The following is a 19924-nucleotide window of genomic DNA, read 5'->3' as shown; positions in this document are numbered from 1 at the left end:
TTAAAAAATGTTAAGAAATCCTTTGACTTCTTAATAAAAATAATGTAAATTATCCTATGGACGAACATTTTTGATTAATAAAAATAAAATATTCGTATTTTAGGGGTGTAAATGATGGAAAACGTATTTGACTATGAAGATATTCAATTAATTCCTGCAAAATGTATTGTAAATAGCCGCTCTGAATGTGATACAACTGTCACTTTAGGAAAACATAAATTTAAATTACCTGTCGTGCCTGCAAATATGCAAACGATTATTGATGAAAGAATTGCAACTTATTTAGCTGAGAACAACTACTTTTATATCATGCATCGTTTCCAACCAGAGAAACGAATCTCATTCATTAGAGATATGCAATCACGTGGATTAATCGCTTCTATCAGCGTTGGTGTAAAAGAGGACGAATATGAATTCGTACAACAATTAGCTGCTGAGCAACTTACACCTGAATATATCACGATTGATATCGCACACGGTCATTCTAATGCTGTGATCAACATGATTCAACATATTAAAAAACATTTACCAGAGAGCTTCGTTATCGCTGGAAACGTTGGAACTCCAGAAGCGGTAAGAGAATTAGAAAATGCTGGTGCCGATGCAACAAAAGTTGGTATTGGACCTGGTAAAGTTTGTATTACTAAAATTAAAACAGGCTTCGGAACTGGTGGTTGGCAGCTAGCTGCACTTCGCTGGTGTGCAAAAGCTGCAAGTAAGCCAATTATCGCTGATGGTGGTATTCGTACACACGGCGACGTAGCTAAATCTATTCGATTTGGGGCAACTATGGTCATGATCGGTTCTCTATTCGCTGGTCACGAAGAGTCTCCAGGGGAAACAATTGAAAGAGATGGCAAACTTTATAAAGAATACTTCGGTTCTGCTTCTGAATTCCAAAAGGGTGAGAAGAAAAACGTTGAAGGTAAGAAAATGTTCGTTGAGCATAAAGGTTCTTTAGAAGATACGTTAATCGAAATGGAACAAGATCTTCAATCTTCTATCTCTTACGCTGGCGGAACAAAATTAGACGCTATTCGTACTGTAGATTATGTTGTCGTGAAAAACTCGATTTTCAATGGTGACAAAGTATATTAATTCTTAAATTAACTCGAAGGACAAGCATTTTCATGCTTGTCCTTCTTTTTTGTATATAAAAATGTAAAATATTTTAATTTAACTGAATTTTCTAGTATTATGTGTTTAGATAGTCTTAATAAGGAGGAGATACGACTTGAAAAATGTAATGGAAAATCGCCTTAATCGCGCAGAGGTACCTGCTGAACTAACATGGGATTTATCCGATTTGTATAATTCTGATGCCGAATGGCATGCTGCATTAAACGCATTGGAAAATGATATACAGAAACTTGATTCATTTAAAGGGCATTTACATACTAGCTCCCACACTTTATTAAATTGCCTACTTTTAGAAGAAGAGCTTTTAATGACGTTAACAAAACTATACTCATATGCAAATTTAAAAGAATCTACTGATCGTACAAATCCAAGTATTCAAGCGAACTCTTCCAAAATTTCTGCTTTATGGACGAAAGTACATACTGCACTATCCTTTATTCATAATGAAATCCTCTCATTCGACGAAGGAACAATTGAAAAATATTTAACTGAAGAAACAAAACTTGAACCTTTCCGTAAATCGTTACTAGAAATACTACAAAAAAGACAGCACACACTCTCTCCTGAAACAGAAGAAGCACTTGCTGCACTTGGCGAAGTTCATAGTTCTCCATACAAAATTTACGGCATGACTAAATTGGCCGATATGGATTTCACTTCTATACAAGACGAACAAGGAAACGAACTTCCTGTTTCATTCTCATTAGTTGAAAGCAAATATGAATTTTCTCCAAGCACATATATACGTCGAAAAGCATATTCATCATTTGTTTCCACACTAAACCGATATAAAAATACAATTGCCACAACATATGCTACTGAAGTAAAAAAACAAGTAACACTTTCTCGTTTACGTAAATATGAATCCGTTACCCATATGCTATTAGAACCACAAAAGGTTCCACTTGAAATGTATAACAACCAACTTGATATTATTTATAAAGAACTAGCACCTCATATGCGCCGTTTTGCAGATTTAAAAAGGAAAGTATTAGGACTCGATCAAATGCTTTTCTGTGACTTACATGCACCTTTAGATCCCGAATTTAATCCGTCGATTACTTATGAAGACGCAGGCACGCTCATTCAAGATTCTTTAAAAATATTAGGCGATGAATATAGTTCCATAATCGAAAAAGGATTCAAAGAAAGATGGGTAGATCTTGCAGATAACGTAGGTAAATCAACAGGAGCATTTTGCTCAAGTCCATACGGCTCTCATCCCTATATTTTAATTACATGGCAAAATACGATGCGCGGATGCTTTACATTAGCACATGAATTTGGACATGCCGGTCATTTTTATTTAGCAAATAAAAATCAACGTATTATGAACGTACGCCCATCTATGTACTTTGTTGAAGCACCATCAACTATGAATGAATTACTATTAGCTCAGCATTTACTAGCGACTACTGACGATAAGAGAATGCGCAGATGGGTTATTCTGCAACTACTTGGCACATATTATCACAACTTTGTTACTCACTTACTTGAGGGTGAATATCAACGTAGAGTATATGCTCTAGCAGAAGAAGGACAGGCCCTTACAGCTACAACTTTAACTGAAATCAAAACGAATGTCCTATCGACATTCTGGGGAGATTCTGTAGAAATCGATGAAGGTGCAGGCTTAACTTGGATGCGTCAACCTCATTATTATATGGGTCTATATTCTTATACATATTCCGCAGGCCTCACTGCATCCACTGCAGTAGCTCAAATGATTAAAGAGGAAAGACAACCTGCTATTGATCGCTGGTTAGATGTGCTTCGTGCTGGTGGTACAATGAAACCACTTGAACTAATGAAACATGCCGGAGTAGATATGTCAAAACCAGATGCAATCCGTAAAGCTGTTTCTTACGTTGGTTCATTAATTGATGAATTAGAGCATTCTTATCAAGAATAAAAAAATAAGCCCTCGCTTTAATGAGGGCTTATTTCATATTTACTTCCCAAACCGTTTGCGATATCCACATTTCCTGCAAAGTTCTTCAACCGCAACTCTTTTCGAAAATCCATCGACAATGTTTGTTGCTCTTTCACCTTCAATAATGTTAGAAAATGAATCATTATTAATATTCCCAAGGTTAATAATCCCTTCACCATCTAAACAACAAGGAATAACTGTTCCATTCGCTAAAATACCCGCTTGATTACGAAGTCCATGACAGAATCCTTTCCCATCATCCTCTTCCTCATGTAATGCTGGCCACTGGAATTCATAGTCTTGATTAATAAAGACACGTTCTGCAATTTTTATACCTTTTCCTGGTGTAAGCTTCTCTTCAATTTGATAAGATAGATCAAATTCATTTTCAATTATAGATAATAACTCTCTATTTTTCTGGATTTCAGCATTTGTTTTATTATCCTGAGTTAAATTCCATAACCTTAACGATACAATTAAATCTGATTGACTTGTCGCTTCCCTAATGAAGGAAAGTATACTCCTTACATAGCCCTCTTTATCTTGCGAACCTGGATGTCCATCAAAACTATGCAGTGAAAAATTCATTTGTCTTAACGCAGGCTTATTTAACAGCCTATGTCTTCTCTTATTAATTAACGTTCCGTTCGTTGTAATATTAACTTTAAACCCTTTTTCATGACTTAAGTCTAATAGTTGATCTATTTTCGGATGGAGCAACGGCTCACCCTTCACGTGCAAATAAATGTAGTCTGTGTGAGGTTTAATTTGGTCTAATCTTTTAGCAAAATCCTCCACAGAAATGAATTGCTTCTGCCTTTCCGTCGGCGGACAAAAGCTACACGCAAGATTACATACACTCGTAATCTCCAAGTAAAACTTCTTAAACTTCTTCACCTTTAATTCCTCACTTCTCTAACTACTTATACTTTTTCCTCTTCATATTACAGCATATTTTTATGGAAATAGAAACATACTTATTTTAGGAAATCTACATACCATCTAATAATATTTAAAAGACCATCGGTAATTTTTGTCCAATGGTCTTTTTATCCTTTTATATACAAAGAATAAATTTATTTATGATACGGTTCATCGTAACTATTCTAAATAAGGTTATTTTTTATTATTTTCATAATTAAATTTAACAAAAAAGGTAGTGCCTTCCGATCCTGTTTGAATTTCTATTTTTGCATTATGGCGGGCAGCGATGGCATAACATACACCTAACCCCAATCCAGTTCCATTATCTTTGGTCGTGTAAAACGGCGTACCCAGTTTCTCTAATACTTCAGGCCTGATACCTTTTCCTTGATCCCGCACTGCAAGCACCACACAATTTTGACCTTCCTTGTAAGTGCTAATGGTTAGAACTTTCCCTGTATTCATCGCTTCTAAGCCATTACGATATAGATTCATTAATAATTGCCGTATCTCATTACGATTTAAAAGTAATTCTGGAATGTCATTTGTATCGACTTGAATATATTTATTTTGATTGTACGTATCAATCTTTATTAAAGGAATAATATCGCGGATAATTGAATTTAAATCTAACATCTGCAAATCCAATTTCCTTGTATTACCCATTGAGAGAAATTCAGTAATAATAGAATTGGCACGGTTAAGTTCTTCAATCATTAAATAAAAGTACTTATTATGTTTCTCATAGGTATTCTCTTCTTTTAATAACTGTAAAAATCCCAGTACTGTTGTCATTGGATTTCTAATTTCATGGCTGATACCTGCTGCCATTTGCCCTATTAAATCTATATTGGATAATCTTTTCAATTCCTGTTCATATTTCTTTTTTTCCGTTATGTTTTTAAAAATACAACAAATACCATCATCATATGGGTATGCAATAACTTCGTGCCAATATTCATCTGCAGTAGAAAGAAATTCGAAATGAACTGTAGTTCGCTCTGACATCGCACGATGAAATTCCTTATACATAACTGTGTCAATTTCACTCGGGAAAACATTCCATATATTCTTTCCTAATACATCTTTTGCTGTTTTTCTTTGCGGAAAATATTGGTACTTATTTACGTACGTAAATTCCCATTTATTATTTAAAATAAAAAATCCATCCGTAATACATTCAATCACACTTGTAACTTTTTCATTAGCAGCAGCTAACTCTCTCGTTCGCTCTTCCACTATGCTCTCTAGTTGATCCATATACAACAAATTCGAAAACGTAGGGGCTGTGGCATCAACGATAGATTTTGCTAGTTGAAGTTGGGAATCATCATAATTGTGAGCTTTTCCTTCTTTGCCAACGACGATTACCCCTAATACTTCTCCCATTGAAACCAATGGAATCATCAATAGACCCTTACTATCTATATTTTTTGTTTGAATAACCTCTTGGATCTTGGCTTCATAGCTTTTCTCTGTCCAATCCGCTTCTGTCCAATGACAGTCCTTACTTAATTTCGTTGTTTTAATTGTTGTTTTATCTAGCGGATCTAGAAGATGAGCAGTCATATTTTTACTCTCTAAAATCTGTTCTAGGTAAAAAAAGCATTTATCAAAACTCTCCTGTATCGAGGAACACATCGATAAATCACGTGTAACATTTAGTAACAGTTGTTTCTCAGCAATAAGGTTTTCCTTTTGTTTTAAATTATTTGCGTTTTGAATTGCAACCGCAGCCATATTTACATAAGCTTCAACACTTTGAATTTCTGAATCTGTTAAGTTCATCGGAATTCCATAATCAAATAAAAAAACCAGACCAAATAACTCTTGCCCAAATGAGATAGGCAGAGCTAATAAGGACTTAATTTTGAATGCATTAACCGGTCTCGGATCTGGTCGATGATCCTTTGAGGTATCAGGAATATAGATGGTTCTTTTCGTTTCAATAACTTCTTTTGCCAGTAAGTCTATTTCAGGATCAATTACTTGAGTATCGAGCGTTACACCATTTATAGTCTCTGGTTTTCCTGCAAACCCTCTAAATGTTCCATCTTCCTGGGGTAAATAAATTCCAACAGCATCGCACCTAACAATCTCCTCTGATATCGCCATTGTCACACGCTGCAATACGTCACGTAGTTCTAATTTCGTATTTATTATTTTTGTTATATTCGCGAGCCTAGAATATCTCGTCTGATCACTTACCATTCACATAGCCTCCAGTTATAGGCATAATAAAATAAATATGATAATATCAGTGTTTTATATAGAATACATTACTTATGATACGGTTCCCCACGATTAATCCGAAACGCTCTATACACTTGCTCAAGCAACACTAATCGCATTAATTGGTGTGGTAATGTCATCTTTGAAAAAGAAAGTGATTCATTTGAACGCTTCATCACTTCTGAGCTTAGTCCGAGTGATCCACCAATTACAAATGCGACTTTACTCTTTCCGTATGTAGCAAGGCGATCTAGACTTATCGCGAATTCTTCTGATGACTTTTGCTTTCCTTCTATAGCTAATGCAATCACATGCGTGTCATCAGAAATTTTATCCAGTATACGTATACCTTCTTTTTCCTTTACAATTAACATTTCTGCTTCACTTAAATTTTCTGGCGCCTTTTCATCAGGCAATTCAATTACTTCTACTTTTGCGTATGCAGATAATCGTTTTAAGTATTCTGCTATACCTTGTTTCAAATATTTTTCTTTTAATTTCCCAATTGAAATAATCGAGATATTCACACGTATCCTCCACCTTACAAACATGTTATCCACAAAACTTATCCACATATCCACAAATACTACCCACATATTGTGTGAGAATCTGTGTTCGATACAACATATGTCGCCTCATTTTGACAAAATTCACATGTTTTTTTCTCTTTTTCCGAGTTATCCACATTGTTGATAACTGGCGCAACTTCACACTCATCCACAATAATATCTAACGCTAATTCAACATGCTCTAAACAACAAGGTAAATTCATTTTCTTCACCTCACTTTTCTACAATAGAAAACAGGAGGTAGGCCCTCCTGTTTTTAATACTTTTGAATGCCTAATTTCACTGTTGTTGTTACTCTTTTTGTGCCACGATAAAACGTAAGAGTCATTTTATCATTAATTTCCTTATCATATAAGGCCGTACGGAATCCAATAATATCGCGCATCGGTTTTCCATCTACTGCCACAATAACATCATGTTCTCTTAAACCAGCATCCGCACCTGGCGAAGGACTTTTCACATCCAAAATACAAACTCCCTCTGTTACAGTACCTGATAAATGTAATGTTTTTGACCAATAATAGTTTGGAATTTCATTTAATGACCTAAGTTCAATCCCAACATATGGTCTTCTTACTTTTCCATACTTCTCAAGTTCATTCATAATCGGAACAGCTCTAGTCACCGGAATAGCAAGGCCGATTCCTTCTACTTCTTTTGCAGCAATTTTCATTGAATTAATACCAATTAATTGTCCTGCTGCATTTACAAGCGCACCGCCACTATTCCCCGGATTAATCGCTGCATCTGTTTGTAACACTTCTACTTGCCAATCATAATGTCCATCTTGATCTAAATCTACAGGGACAATACGTTCATTAGCTGAAATAATACCTTGTGTAACTGTTCCAGAAAATTGCAGTCCAAGTGGGTTTCCAATCGCAATAACTGGCTCTCCTCTGCGAACAGTATTAGAATCGCCAATTTCAATTATTTTTTTCACATGCTTTGCATCTATTTCTAATACAGCTAAGTCTGTGACTACATCGGTTCCTAATACTTTTCCAGGAACCTTCTTACCGTCACTTAGACTTACTTCAATACGATTCGCTCCAGCTACAACATGATTATTCGTTACAATATAAGCTTGACCATCTGTCTTTTTATAAATTACTCCTGATCCTGTACCGGCCTCTGAATCTGCCTCTGAAAAGTTATCTCGTTGAATGTTAATAACACCCACAACAGCTTCAGATGCACGATCAACAGCATCTACAAAGCTAATCTGTTTAATCCCTTGAGCTTCGGCCATATTACTTCCGCTTGCTTCAGCTTGCGGAAGCGTATCAGCAGAATTTGAAAATAAAGGCGCTCCAAACGCGAATAAAGAAGCTCCTACAATTGTTCCCGCTATACTAGAAAGAACTATACCTTTGTGCTTCTTTTTTCCTGCACGTTTCATACGATAATTTTCTTCATCAATAAAGGACATATTTGTTCACCTATCTTCCTGAAAACAACTATATTCACCTTTATTGTTTACTAAAATGAAGAATTATACGTATTGAATTTTTGTAGGCATTTTTGGATCTGTATCGTGAATTTCAAAGGATTCACCCACTCCAAATCCTTTTTCCTCTAGTACTTGTGATACTGACATACGCGCTAGTTCTTTCATGTTATTATCTAAGCTTAAATGTGCTAAATAAATATGCTTTGTCTCATCTGTAATTACATCTGCCATCGCTAATGCAGCATCCTCATTACAAACATGCCCAACGTCACTTAAAATACGTCGTTTAATGCTCCATGGATAACGTCCCATACGAAGCATTTCTACATCATGATTACTTTCAAATACGAAAGCATTAGCTCCCTTAATAACGCCTTTCATACGGTCACTTACGTATCCCGTATCTGTAATAAGCGCTAACTTCCTATTATTGTTATGGAAAGCATAAAACATCGGTTCTGCCGCATCATGAGAAACTCCAAATGACTCGACTTCAATATCACCAAAGGTTTTCACATCACCAACTGAGAAAATAAACTTTTGTTCAGTTGGGATATTTCCTATTAAATGTTCCATTGCATTCCATGTTTTCTCATTCGCATAAACAGGTAAATCATATTTACGTGCCAGTACACCTAATCCTTTAATATGATCACTATGCTCATGCGTTACAAGAATACCTGATACATCATTTATATTCAGTTCTGCTTGTTTAAATAAAGCCTCTGTTGCTTTACCACTTAAACCTGCGTCGACTAGTAATTTTTTTTCATCGGTTCCTACGTATAGCATATTTCCTGTACTTCCACTTGCAAGTACGCTAAAATGCAACCCCATTCTTTCTCACTCCAGTATGTTCATCAACCACTTGATTTTCCTTTTCTCCTAATTCCATAACTTGTCCTTCAATTGCATTCACAAAGAAGTCCTGCTTCTGCTCCGTTTTCAAATTCCATGTTGGAGCCAGTACTTGGTTATTAGAAGTAGATGCGGTAAGAGTGGCATAACCAATTTGCGCTTCTTTAACATGCGTATTTCCATGAATTTTATTTTTTAAATACAAATTTTCTAAAGCTGTTTGAGCCGTAATAATTTCTTGCTCTTTCGTTTTTTCACCTTCGCCCATTTCTTTTAAATCAGTTAGCATTGTCTGCGTATATGAAACAAGTTCATTTTTTTCATTTAATTCCACAACAATCATCGCCTGATTATTATAGAAAATAGGCTTATCTTTATATTTTTGGAAGAAATAAATTTTAGAGTCTTTCACCGCTCCAAATTCATACTTTTGTCCATCCAATACATAGTTCTTCAAAAATTCATTATACTTATCTTTTGATAATGATTTCGTATTTAAAAAAGGCTCTTTTAGCTTACTTTCTATCTTGTACATATTTTGTATATGCACTGTTTGATTTTTCAAAGACTGTATATCTTCTTCTTTAAAAGCTTTATTTTCCGCTCTAATAAATGACTCTTTTTTCGGTTCTTTAGGGATATTTCCCATCGTAATTTTGTTTGCTTTTAATTCTTGATCTATCTTTGTTTCTGCAATAAGCTCCAATTGATTACTATCTTGCTTTTGAATGAATTGGAAAATGAGAAAGAGGTCCAAAACAAAAAAGGTCACAATAAATATGGTTTTAATCCGATCCCAATCCATTTAGTCCTCCCTCACTCCACTCATAGATTTTCTGTTTACCTGTTTCATCTTCAACAAGCTTTACATACCAAATTGGTTGTAATCGAACTACTTGTCCATCTAGTGATAACTTGTATCCAATACCAATATCCTTAATTACTTGTTTCTTTATCTCTGGATTATTTTCTAGAGATGCTATTACAACATGCCCTGACGGAAGAGTAACCTTCTGTTCTATACCTTTAGTATTTAAAGACAGCAACGGTCTTTCATATTCCATTACTTCTTCTGATCCCCATATTTGTCTCAATTCAGCTAATCCATCTTCATTGAATACTGAATATCCATCTTCATTTAAACGAAATACTGTCTCTCCTTTATTCATATAGTCCAAACGATATGAATCCAAACTTCCACTGTGACCACTTACGAATTCAAAGCTTTTTTGTAAAAGCATTAAATTATCTATCGTTTTCTCAGTTAAGACAGAAGAGTTTTTATACTTTAGCATGTGACGATCGTTTTCAATTTCCATGGATCTAATACCATCTGTAAATGTTTCTTTCGACATCTCGGTAATCGGACTTAAATAACGAGGATCACTAAACAGAGCATTCTTAAACGTATCAACTGCTAAATTAGATGAAATATATGTTATATTGTTTAACTCTGTCGTTCCATCTGGTAAAAATAACTTTTTCATATCATTAAGTTGATAATCAAAATAAGGCTTTGCTGATACTATAAATTGATTTTGGGCATTTACAATATCTTTTAAATACACGCCACTTAATTTTGCCTCGTATATTTTAAAGTTATCACCATCAGAAACAAAGTTAATTTTAATTTCTTGATCCTTACTTCGAGAAGGATCGAGGAGAATACGATTAAAATGTTTAGGCTTATCTGTACTCTTCTCTTTCATGTTAAACATGGATTTTACTGCATCAAATGGGATATCGGTAGGGAAAACAAGTTCAACTTTCCCTTCACCATGCACATATGAAAGGAAATCCCCCTTAGTGATTGATATCTCTTTAAAATCATGTAGTTCCCCTACTTCCAGAGGCTTATAGATTGATTCTATATCTGCCTCTCTTCTGCTCCCATAATGATTTTTATCTTTATGCACGATGATAGAAGTAGGACGGACAACATCGGAAATTTTAGTTTGGTTCATTCCTTCATTTCCCTGCACAAATTTCGCGTTTTGCATGGATGTAGAATCTGGCACATACGTCCATAGGTTAAAAGTAAGAAATAGGCTAATTACAACTAGGTTAATTAAAACTATTGTTTTAAAGTTTTCCATACTCATTCCCAATCGTCCTCTTCATCTGCTGCCATTGGTAACGTGAAATAAATAGTTGTCCCTTTTCCTTCTTCACTCTTCGCCCAAATAGAGCCACCATGTGCCTCAATCATTTCTTTTGCAATTGCTAATCCAAGCCCAGTACCACCCATTTGTCTTGAACGAGCTTTATCTACGCGATAAAAACGTTCAAAGATTTTATCAACGTTTTCTTTTGGAATCCCCATTCCTTGGTCACTTACACTAATTTCTAATAAATCACCGCGATCACGTAAACGATATGTTACTGTTCCACCTTCTGGTGAATACTTTAATGCGTTAGAAATAATGTTATACAGCACTTGAGTAATTTTGTCAGTATCCATATCAATAAATCTAGATTTCTTAGAGAAAGATCGTTTGAAACTTACATTTTGCTCTTTAGACATTTCAAAGCGATCAATAATATTATTAAAGAAATCAGTAAAGTCGACCCATTCTTTCATTAAACGATGCTCTGTACTATCAAGTTTAGATAGCTGTAACAACGCATTTACAAGTCTAATCATTCTTTCTGTTTCTTCTTGTGTAACCGTTAAAAATTGTGGTGCAATATTTGGATCCTGCCATGCTCCATCTGTAAGTGCCTCTAAATAACTGCGCATCGTCGTTAATGGCGTCCTTAATTCATGAGAGACATTCGCCACAAACTCACGGCGTTCCCTTTCTATACGCTCCTGCTCTGTTACATCATATAGTACAGCAATTAAGCCATTTGCCTTCCCTGTTTCTTTTTGAATAACAGAGAAACTAGCACGTAAAATATATGGTTCGTTTCTCGTACTAAAATCTAATAAAACAGAATCTGGCTCTTCATATAAATGATCGAGCGTAAATTCTTCCTGTATTCCTAATACCTCTAAAACAGATTGATCGAGCGCTGTTTCACGAGAAACATTTAACATCTTTTCCGCAGGGTCATTTAGTAAAATAATATCCCCTTTTCGGTCAGTAGCAATTACTCCATCTGTCATATGTGATAAAACAGATGATAATTTACGCCTTTCACTTTCTGTAGAAGAACGAGCTTGTTGTAATTTTTTTGATAAATTATTGAAGGATAATGCCAGTTGTCCAATTTCATCATGGCTATGCACTTTTACTTTTCTCGAATAATTTCCTTTTGCCATTTCGATTGCTTGTCTCCGCATATCTGAAATTGGTCTTGTAATTGTTTGAGCCAATAAAATCCCAAGTACGGCCGTTACTAATAAAGCAATTACTGTTCCCGTAGCAAAAATTTGATTTATATCCTTCATTTGTTTATATACATCTTCCATAGATGCCACAATGTAAATAACACCAAGCGCATCCTTACCGTTATCATCTAGAATCGGAGTAAGCATAACTTGAACACGATGACCTGTACTACCATCCTTCTCAATTTTCACTTCCGGCTTTTTTTGTACTAACACTCGCTGAACAGCTATATCAGTTGATGTTCGATTCACCTTATTCTGCTTTGATTCATCTGAAATAGCCAGTAACTTTCTGTGCGAATCAAATACACTTACCTCTTGTATAACTTTCTTCTGATCAGAGGCAAATTTTCGAATTGAAGTTTTAATCGTTTCATCTGTTGACTCTGTTTCTGCTTTTGTATAACTTTTTTTAAACTCTTGCTTCAAATTATATGATAATAAGTTTGTTTGCTGCGTTAAAGAATCCCTAAAACCTTGTACTAAGCTCTTCTCTAATTCCCTTACGAAATATACTCCAATAACTTGCATCGCTATTAATATTAATAGCATATATATAAGCACAAATTTTAAATGAATAGATTGAAAAAAACCAACTTTCTTCATATACTATTCCTGCTCTGGGTCACGCAAGTAATACCCTACTCCACGTCTAGTTACAATTAAAGTAGGATGGCTTGGATTATCTTCAATTTTTTCACGCAAACGACGTACTGTAACGTCTACTGTGCGCACATCTCCAAAATAGTCATAACCCCAAACTGTTTGTAATAAATGTTCGCGTGTCATAACTTGTCCTAAATGTTTCGCTAAATAATGTAGCAACTCAAATTCACGATGTGTAAGCTCGATATTTTCCTCACGCTTCGTTACACTATATGCATTTGGATTAATCACAATTGGTCCAATAACCATTTCTGTATTTTCTTCTTTTTCCGCAGCACCACCTTGTTGATGGCGGCGTAAATTCGCCTTCACACGAGCAAGTAATTCTCTTGTACTAAATGGCTTCGTTACATAATCATCTGCCCCAAGCTCAAGCCCTAATACTTTATCAATCTCAGAGTCCTTTGCTGTAAGCATAATAATCGGCATTTCTGAGCTTTTACGTATTTCACGGCAAACCTCTAAGCCATCTTTACCTGGTAGCATAATATCTAATAAAACCATATCTGGTTGCTCTTCATTAGCCTTTTCAATTGCTTCATCACCATCATGCGCCATTACTATTTCAAAACCTTCTTTTTCTAGGTTAAACTTCAAAATATCTGCAATCGGCTTTTCATCATCAACTACTAAAATTTTCTTTCCCATCATCGTCTATTTCCTCCTTATAAAAATATGGTCAATAATCCCTAAACATATTGATGTTTACATAGTATGTCCTATATGACCGCATCCTTTGTTTAAGTATTTTCTCCTCTATTCTCATAGACTCATGTATGATCCACTTTTACACGGCATCCTATACGATCTATAGAAAAACCTCTAGCTTCAACTGCTAGAGGCTCCTCGTTCTATTTTAAAATAACTACTCAGTTTTGTAAAATTACATAAATAAAAAGGATATTAAGTGGGCCCACTTAATATCCTGAGAGTGGCTCGGGACGGAATCGAACCGCCGACACGAGGATTTTCAGTCCTCTGCTCTACCGACTGAGCTACCGAGCCAAAACTATATATAAAACCACTAATGGTGGTATAAACAAAAGTGGCGGTCCCGACCGGGGTCGAACCGGCGATCTCCTGCGTGACAGGCAGGCATGTTAACCACTACACCACGGGACCAAAAATAAGCAAAAAAAAACATGACCCGTACGGGATTCGAACCCGTGTTACCGCCGTGAAAGGGCGGTGTCTTAACCACTTGACCAACGGGCCACGAAAAATAAAATGGTGAGCCATGAAGGACTCGAACCTTCGACCCTCTGATTAAAAGTCAGATGCTCTACCAACTGAGCTAATGGCTCATACTCACCAACGTCATATTTTCGTGACGACAAGATGTATCATAACATGTATTCTGTATTTATTGCAATACTTTTTTTGTTTTTTTATAAAAGAATAAGAAAAAACTCATGCAGACATGAGTTTTTTCTAAAAAATGTTAATTAAGCTTCGTATACGTTACGAACAATATTTGTTTGGTTACGATCTGGTCCAACTGAGAACATAGATATTTGAATTCCTGTTAACTCAGAAACACGTTCTACGTATTTTCGTGCATTTTCAGGAAGTTCATCTAATGATTTTACACCAGTAATATCTTCTTCCCAACCTGGAAGCTCTTCATATACAGGCTCACATTTCGCTAAAATGTTTAAGTTAGCTGGAACTTCATCAATAACTTCGCCATTGTATTTGTAAGCTACACAAATTTTAAGAGTTGGAATACCTGTTAAAACGTCGATAGAATTTAATGATAGATCCGTTAAACCACTAACACGACGTGCATGTCTTACAACAACGCTATCGAACCAACCTACGCGGCGTGGACGACCAGTTGTCGTTCCATACTCGCGACCAACTTCACGAATTTGATGACCAATTTCATCATGAAGCTCAGTAGGGAATGGACCATCACCAACGCGGCTTGTATATGCTTTACATACACCTACAACGCGAGTAACTTTCGCAGGACCAACTCCAGTTCCAACTGTTACACCACCAGCAATTGGGTTAGAAGATGTAACGAACGGGTACGTACCGTGGTCAATATCAAGCATAACACCTTGCGCACCTTCAAATAATACACGGTGATTATTATCTAATGCATCATTTAATACAACAGACGTATCACATACATATTGCGCGATTTGTTGCCCGTACTCGAAGTACTCTTCAAAAATTTCTTCTACAGTGAAACCTTCTGTATCGTACATTTTTTCAAATAAACGATTTTTTTCTACTAAATTGCGCTCAAGCTTCTCTTTAAATGCTTCACGGTCTAAAAGATCAGCCATACGAATACCAATACGAGCAGCTTTATCCATATATGCAGGACCGATACCTTTTTTCGTTGTACCGATTTTGTTATCACCTTTACTTGCTTCTTCTAACTCATCTTGTTTTAAGTGGTAAGGTAAAATAACATGTGCACGGTTACTTACACGTAAATTATCAGTACTTACACCACGATCGTGTAAGTATTTTAACTCTTCAAGTAATGCTTTTGGATCTACTACTAATCCGTTTCCGATTACACAAATTTTCTCTTTATAGAAAATACCAGATGGAATTAAGTGTAATTTATATTTAACTCCGCCGAAAACAATTGTATGTCCCGCGTTATTTCCACCTTGATATCTTGCAACTACTTCCGCATGCTCAGAAAGAAAATCAGTGATTTTACCTTTTCCTTCGTCGCCCCATTGTGTTCCTACAACTACTACTGAAGACATTATTAAAGCACCTCCGCAATTTTCAAACGATCTATTCAAACAATATAATTGTACCAAAACCGAAAGAGAAGTCAACCGAAAAGCGAACATTTTTTCACAAAAAAACATTTTCGTTCGTAAGAATTATATATTTAACTTATGAAAGCCTTATCTTTCTTATAAAAAAAAAGAAACACATCTTATTATAAGAAATGTGTTTCTTTTTTATACTGCCTTTATGCCGGTGGAGCATGTCCATCCTCAAAACGACGTTCTAAGTTAACGAACTTATTGAACTCTTTGACGAATGCAAGTTCCACTGAACCAACTGGACCGTTACGTTGTTTTGCAATAATAATTTCAATTGTATTTTTGTTTTCTGTTTCTCGATCATAGTAGTCTTCACGATATAGGAAAGCTACAATATCAGCATCCTGCTCAATACTTCCAGATTCACGAATATCAGACATCATCGGGCGTTTATCTTGACGCGATTCTACACCACGAGATAACTGTGATAAAGCAATAACAGGCACTTGCAATTCACGCGCAATCCCTTTTAAAGTACGAGAAATCTCAGATACTTCCTGCTGACGGTTTTCTCCTGATTTCCCACTTCCTTGAATAAGCTGCAAATAGTCAATCAAAATCATACCAAGACCTTGTTCTTGCTTTAATCTACGACATTTTGCTCGAATCTCATTTACTTTAATACCTGGCGTATCATCAATATATATACCAGCATTTGAGAGACTCCCCATTGCCATTGTTAATTTTGCCCAATCATCGGAAGTTAATGAACCAGTACGAAGTCTTTGTGCATCAATATTCCCTTCTGCACAAAGCATACGCATAACAAGCTGATCAGCACCCATCTCCAAACTAAAAATCGCTACATTTTCATCCGTTTTCGTCGCTACGTTTTGTGCAATATTTAATGAAAATGCCGTTTTCCCTACTGATGGACGTGCTGCCACGATAATTAAATCATTTCGTTGGAAACCTGCTGTCATCTTATCTAATTCAGTAAACCCAGTTGGTATCCCAGTAACTTCACCCTTTTGATTATGCAAAAGTTCAATTTTGTCATAAGCATCTACAAGAACATCTTTAATGTTTTGGAATGCTTTTGCATTCGTTTGATGGGATACTTCTAATATTTTTTTCTCAGCCTCGTTTAAAAGACCATCCACATCATCTTCTCTCTCGTATCCATCCGATACAATATGAGTCGCCGTGCGAATTAAACGACGTAAAAGCGCCTTTTCAGCGATGATGCGTGCGTAATATTCTACGTTAGCTGCAGTTGGCACAACTTCTGCTAACTCTGCTAAGTAAGAAACCCCACCAACCTCTTCTAGTAATCCTTGATCAGCCATTGCTGATGTCATCATTACTAAGTCAATCGGCTCTCCCTTATCAGATAGCCCAAGCATGACTTCAAAAATCTTTTGATGTTTCGTTCGATAGAACGAATCAGGTACCAATAACTCTGATGCTGAAGTTAACGCATCTTGATCAATCAATATGGCCCCTAAAACCGCCTGCTCAGCCTCTATATTATGCGGAGGGGTACGATCAGCAAGTACATCACTCATACGCAATCCTCCTTGCTTAATTTATTTTTATTGTTCACTAACATGAACTTTTACTGTTGCTGTTACTTGTGGATGCAATTTCACAGTAACGTTTGTATAACCTAACGCGCGGATTGCATCGTCCATTTCAAATTTACGTTTATCAAGTTTAATCTTGTGTGATTTTTGCATTGCATCTACGATTTGTTTGCTTGTGATAGAACCAAATAAACGGCCACCTTCTCCAGATTTCGCCTTTAATTCTACAGTTAATTTCTCTAAAGTCTCTTTTAACTCTTTTGCATTTTCAAGCTCTGCTGCTGCATCTTTTTCTTCTTTACGCTTTTGAGCTTCTAAAGTTTTCATACTGCTATTTGTTGCTTCAGCAGCTAATCCTTGTTTTAGTAAGAAGTTATTTGCATAGCCATCTGGTACGTTTTTTACTTCTCCTTTTTTACCTTTACCTTTTACGTCTTTTAGAAAAATTACTTTCATGATTGTGTGCCTCCCTGTAAATAGTCATCAATAACAAATCGAAGCTTCTCCTCAGCTTCATCTACTGTAACATTTTTCATCTGTGTGGCTGCATTCGTCAAATGCCCGCCACCGCCTAAGTTTTCCATAATTAGCTGCACATTCACTTCACCTAAAGACCTGCTGCTAATTCCAATGAGATTCTCGCCACGTTTCGCAACAACAAATGATGCAATAATCCCTGTCATCGTTAATAACGTGTCTGCCGATTGCGCAATAAGCACTTGATCGTAGTAATCATCACTATCAACTTTAGCAATCGCAATTCCATTTTTATAAATGTACGCATTTTTTATAGCTTTTGCAACCCGTAAATACTGATCCATATCTTCCTTTAAAAGTTCTTGTACAAGTACAGTATCTGCACCATGTGAGCGTAAATAAGAAGCAGCATCAAATGTACGAGCCCCTGTCCGGAATGTGAAACTTTTCGTGTCGACAATAATACCCGCTAACAATGCCGTCGCTTCTAACATTGTCATCTTTAAATTTTTAGGTTGATACTCAAGTAATTCTGTAACCAATTCTGCCGTTGAAGAAGCATATGGTTCCATATAAACTAGCAATGGGTCTTCAATAAAATCTTCTCCACGGCGATGATGATCAATAACTACCACATTTTCAATTTTATGTAACAGTTTTTGCTCCATCACCATAGAAGGTTTATGCGTATCGACAACAACAAGTAACGACTCATCATTTGCAAATTCCATCGCTTGCTCTGGAGTAATAAAATGAGACCATAACTCCTCATTTTGTTTCACTTTGTCCATCAAACGCTTAATTCCTTTATCGGAATCATTTTCATCTAACACAATATATCCTTTACGCTCATTTAATTGAGCCACTTTTAAAATACCAATCGCAGCACCAATTGCGTCCATATCGGGAGCCCTATGCCCCATAATAATGACATTACTACTTTCTAATACTAAATCCTTTAACGCATGCGAAATGACCCTGGCACGTACACGGGTACGTTTTTCAACCGGATTTGTCTTACCTCCATAGAACTTAACTTTACCTGTCGCTTGTTTAATAGCTACTTGGTCTCCCCCGCGCCCAAGCGCAAGATCTAAACCAGATTGAGCCATTGCTCCAAGCTCTGATAAAGGTAAATCACCTGATCCGACACCCACACTTAATGTAAGTGGTATATTCCTTTTAGATGTTTCTTCACGCACCTGATCTAAAATGCTAAATTTCCCTTTCTCCATCTGCGTCAAAATACTTTCATTTAGCACAACGAAGAATCTTTCTGAAGATGCACGTTTTAAATAAGCACCATACTTAAGTGCCCATTCATTTAGTCGCGATGTCACAAGACTTGTTATATTCGTACGTAATTGATCATCTAATCCTTGTGTAACTTCATCATAATTATCCAAATAGATGACAGCTAAAACAGTCCTTTGATCCTCGTACATCTTTTCGATTTCTGTTTGTTCCGTTACATCAAAGAAATAAATTAACTTTTCTTCTTTCCTTACAAAAACGCGAAACTTTCGATTATTTAAAGAGACTATATCATCAGAAGTTTCTCCTTTAATGAAAAGAAGTAATGTTTCTGATACATCGTAAAGGTGCCATCCAGCTAATGCGTGCTGTCCCAGACATGAAGATAAATAAGGATTTGCCCAATCAATCCCATAATCCTTATTGTATAACAAAATACCAATCGGCATTTGGTTAAATGCTTCATTACTTACTTTCTTTACTCTTGTAATCATATCTGTCGTATGCTTTTCGAAATTCCTTTGAAAATTAAGTTCAAATCGTATAACGATAAAGAATACGATACAAAAAATGACAAAAGCAGCTATACCCATAATTAAATGAAAATAACAGAGAATTAAAATGAGCACAAACACAAAAAATGCCAATACATAAACAGGATATAAAAACCACTGTTTCTTATCAAATTCAGGCATGTATACAACTCCTATAAAGTAAAACTAACTTACCTTCCAGTTAGTTAAACAGATTAAAA

General features: G+C 35.8%; 16 protein-coding genes and 4 tRNA genes. 2 read left to right on the top strand and 18 right to left on the bottom strand.

Going from position 1 to position 19924, the window contains the following annotated elements:
• The first annotated feature begins 114 nt into the window (after positions 1 to 114).
• A complete protein-coding gene (guaC, locus tag ACTFRU_RS17890) occupies positions 115 to 1098 on the top strand; it encodes a GMP reductase (RefSeq protein WP_000432447.1) in 984 nt (327 codons plus the stop codon).
• Positions 1099 to 1234: 136 nt separating this feature from the next.
• Positions 1235 to 3052, top strand: a complete 1818-nt coding sequence (pepF, locus tag ACTFRU_RS17885) for an oligoendopeptidase F (protein WP_016123914.1) — start codon at positions 1235 to 1237, stop codon at positions 3050 to 3052.
• A gap of 39 nt (positions 3053 to 3091) precedes the next feature.
• Here the strand turns inward: pepF and ACTFRU_RS17880 are convergent, their stop codons facing one another.
• The 18 genes from ACTFRU_RS17880 to ACTFRU_RS17795 form a co-directional block, all read right to left on the bottom strand.
• On the bottom strand, positions 3092 to 3970 hold the full coding sequence (locus ACTFRU_RS17880; RefSeq protein WP_000713633.1) for a radical SAM/SPASM domain-containing protein: 879 nt from the start codon (positions 3968 to 3970) through the stop codon (positions 3092 to 3094).
• Between the two features lie 219 nt (positions 3971 to 4189).
• Positions 4190 to 6208: a GAF domain-containing sensor histidine kinase gene (locus ACTFRU_RS17875; protein ID WP_000253117.1), complete on the bottom strand. Its 2019-nt coding sequence runs from the start codon at positions 6206 to 6208 to the stop codon at positions 4190 to 4192.
• A gap of 68 nt (positions 6209 to 6276) precedes the next feature.
• Complete coding sequence (rlmH, locus tag ACTFRU_RS17870; RefSeq protein WP_001027000.1) at positions 6277 to 6756, bottom strand: 23S rRNA (pseudouridine(1915)-N(3))-methyltransferase RlmH; 480 nt, start codon at positions 6754 to 6756, stop codon at positions 6277 to 6279.
• 59 nt (positions 6757 to 6815) lie between these two features.
• Positions 6816 to 7001, bottom strand: coding sequence for a CxxH/CxxC protein (locus ACTFRU_RS17865; RefSeq protein WP_001052827.1), 186 nt, complete (start codon positions 6999 to 7001; stop codon positions 6816 to 6818).
• Positions 7002 to 7054: 53 nt separating this feature from the next.
• Positions 7055 to 8230, bottom strand: a complete 1176-nt coding sequence (locus ACTFRU_RS17860; RefSeq protein WP_440037734.1) for a S1C family serine protease — start codon at positions 8228 to 8230, stop codon at positions 7055 to 7057.
• Positions 8231 to 8293: 63 nt separating this feature from the next.
• The gene (locus ACTFRU_RS17855; protein WP_000522837.1) at positions 8294 to 9088 is read right to left on the bottom strand and encodes an MBL fold metallo-hydrolase; all 795 of its coding nucleotides are present in this window, start codon (positions 9086 to 9088) and stop codon (positions 8294 to 8296) included.
• Positions 9072 to 9914, bottom strand: a complete 843-nt coding sequence (locus ACTFRU_RS17850; protein ID WP_000383740.1) for a two-component system regulatory protein YycI — start codon at positions 9912 to 9914, stop codon at positions 9072 to 9074. Before ACTFRU_RS17850 ends, ACTFRU_RS17855 begins: the two co-directional genes overlap by 17 nt.
• Positions 9895 to 11211, bottom strand: a complete 1317-nt coding sequence (locus ACTFRU_RS17845; protein WP_000061560.1) for a YycH family regulatory protein — start codon at positions 11209 to 11211, stop codon at positions 9895 to 9897. The genes ACTFRU_RS17850 and ACTFRU_RS17845 overlap by 20 nt, the downstream gene beginning before the upstream one ends.
• Positions 11208 to 13049 (bottom strand): cell wall metabolism sensor histidine kinase WalK, encoded by a 1842-nt coding sequence (gene walK, locus ACTFRU_RS17840; protein WP_000755367.1) that lies wholly within the window; start codon positions 13047 to 13049, stop codon positions 11208 to 11210. Before walK ends, ACTFRU_RS17845 begins: the two co-directional genes overlap by 4 nt.
• Positions 13050 to 13052: 3 nt before the next feature.
• Positions 13053 to 13760 (bottom strand): cell wall metabolism DNA-binding response regulator WalR, encoded by a 708-nt coding sequence (gene walR / locus ACTFRU_RS17835; RefSeq protein ID WP_000971865.1) that lies wholly within the window; start codon positions 13758 to 13760, stop codon positions 13053 to 13055.
• Positions 13761 to 14041: 281 nt separating this feature from the next.
• A tRNA-Phe gene (locus tag ACTFRU_RS17830) sits at positions 14042 to 14114 on the bottom strand.
• Between the two features lie 41 nt (positions 14115 to 14155).
• Positions 14156 to 14231, bottom strand: a tRNA-Asp gene (locus ACTFRU_RS17825).
• A 21-nt stretch (positions 14232 to 14252) separates the two neighbouring features.
• Positions 14253 to 14324: transfer RNA gene (locus tag ACTFRU_RS17820), tRNA-Glu, on the bottom strand.
• 13 nt (positions 14325 to 14337) lie between these two features.
• Positions 14338 to 14413: transfer RNA gene (locus ACTFRU_RS17815), tRNA-Lys, on the bottom strand.
• A gap of 141 nt (positions 14414 to 14554) precedes the next feature.
• The gene (locus tag ACTFRU_RS17810; RefSeq protein WP_000100238.1) at positions 14555 to 15844 is read right to left on the bottom strand and encodes an adenylosuccinate synthase; all 1290 of its coding nucleotides are present in this window, start codon (positions 15842 to 15844) and stop codon (positions 14555 to 14557) included.
• Between the two features lie 215 nt (positions 15845 to 16059).
• On the bottom strand, positions 16060 to 17421 hold the full coding sequence (gene dnaB / locus ACTFRU_RS17805) for a replicative DNA helicase (RefSeq protein ID WP_001286148.1): 1362 nt from the start codon (positions 17419 to 17421) through the stop codon (positions 16060 to 16062).
• 27 nt (positions 17422 to 17448) lie between these two features.
• Positions 17449 to 17895: a 50S ribosomal protein L9 gene (gene rplI, locus ACTFRU_RS17800; protein ID WP_000864228.1), complete on the bottom strand. Its 447-nt coding sequence runs from the start codon at positions 17893 to 17895 to the stop codon at positions 17449 to 17451.
• Complete coding sequence (locus tag ACTFRU_RS17795) at positions 17892 to 19865, bottom strand: DHH family phosphoesterase (protein ID WP_001113778.1); 1974 nt, start codon at positions 19863 to 19865, stop codon at positions 17892 to 17894. The genes rplI and ACTFRU_RS17795 overlap by 4 nt, the downstream gene beginning before the upstream one ends.
• Between the last annotated feature and the right edge of the window lie 59 nt (positions 19866 to 19924).

Source organism: Bacillus cereus group sp. MYBK220-1 (assembly GCF_051916445.1).
Classification (GTDB): Bacteria; Bacillota; Bacilli; order Bacillales; family Bacillaceae_G; genus Bacillus_A; species Bacillus_A cereus.
Note: the sequence above shows the minus strand (reverse complement) of the source record. Positions and strands in the feature narration are given on the sequence as shown.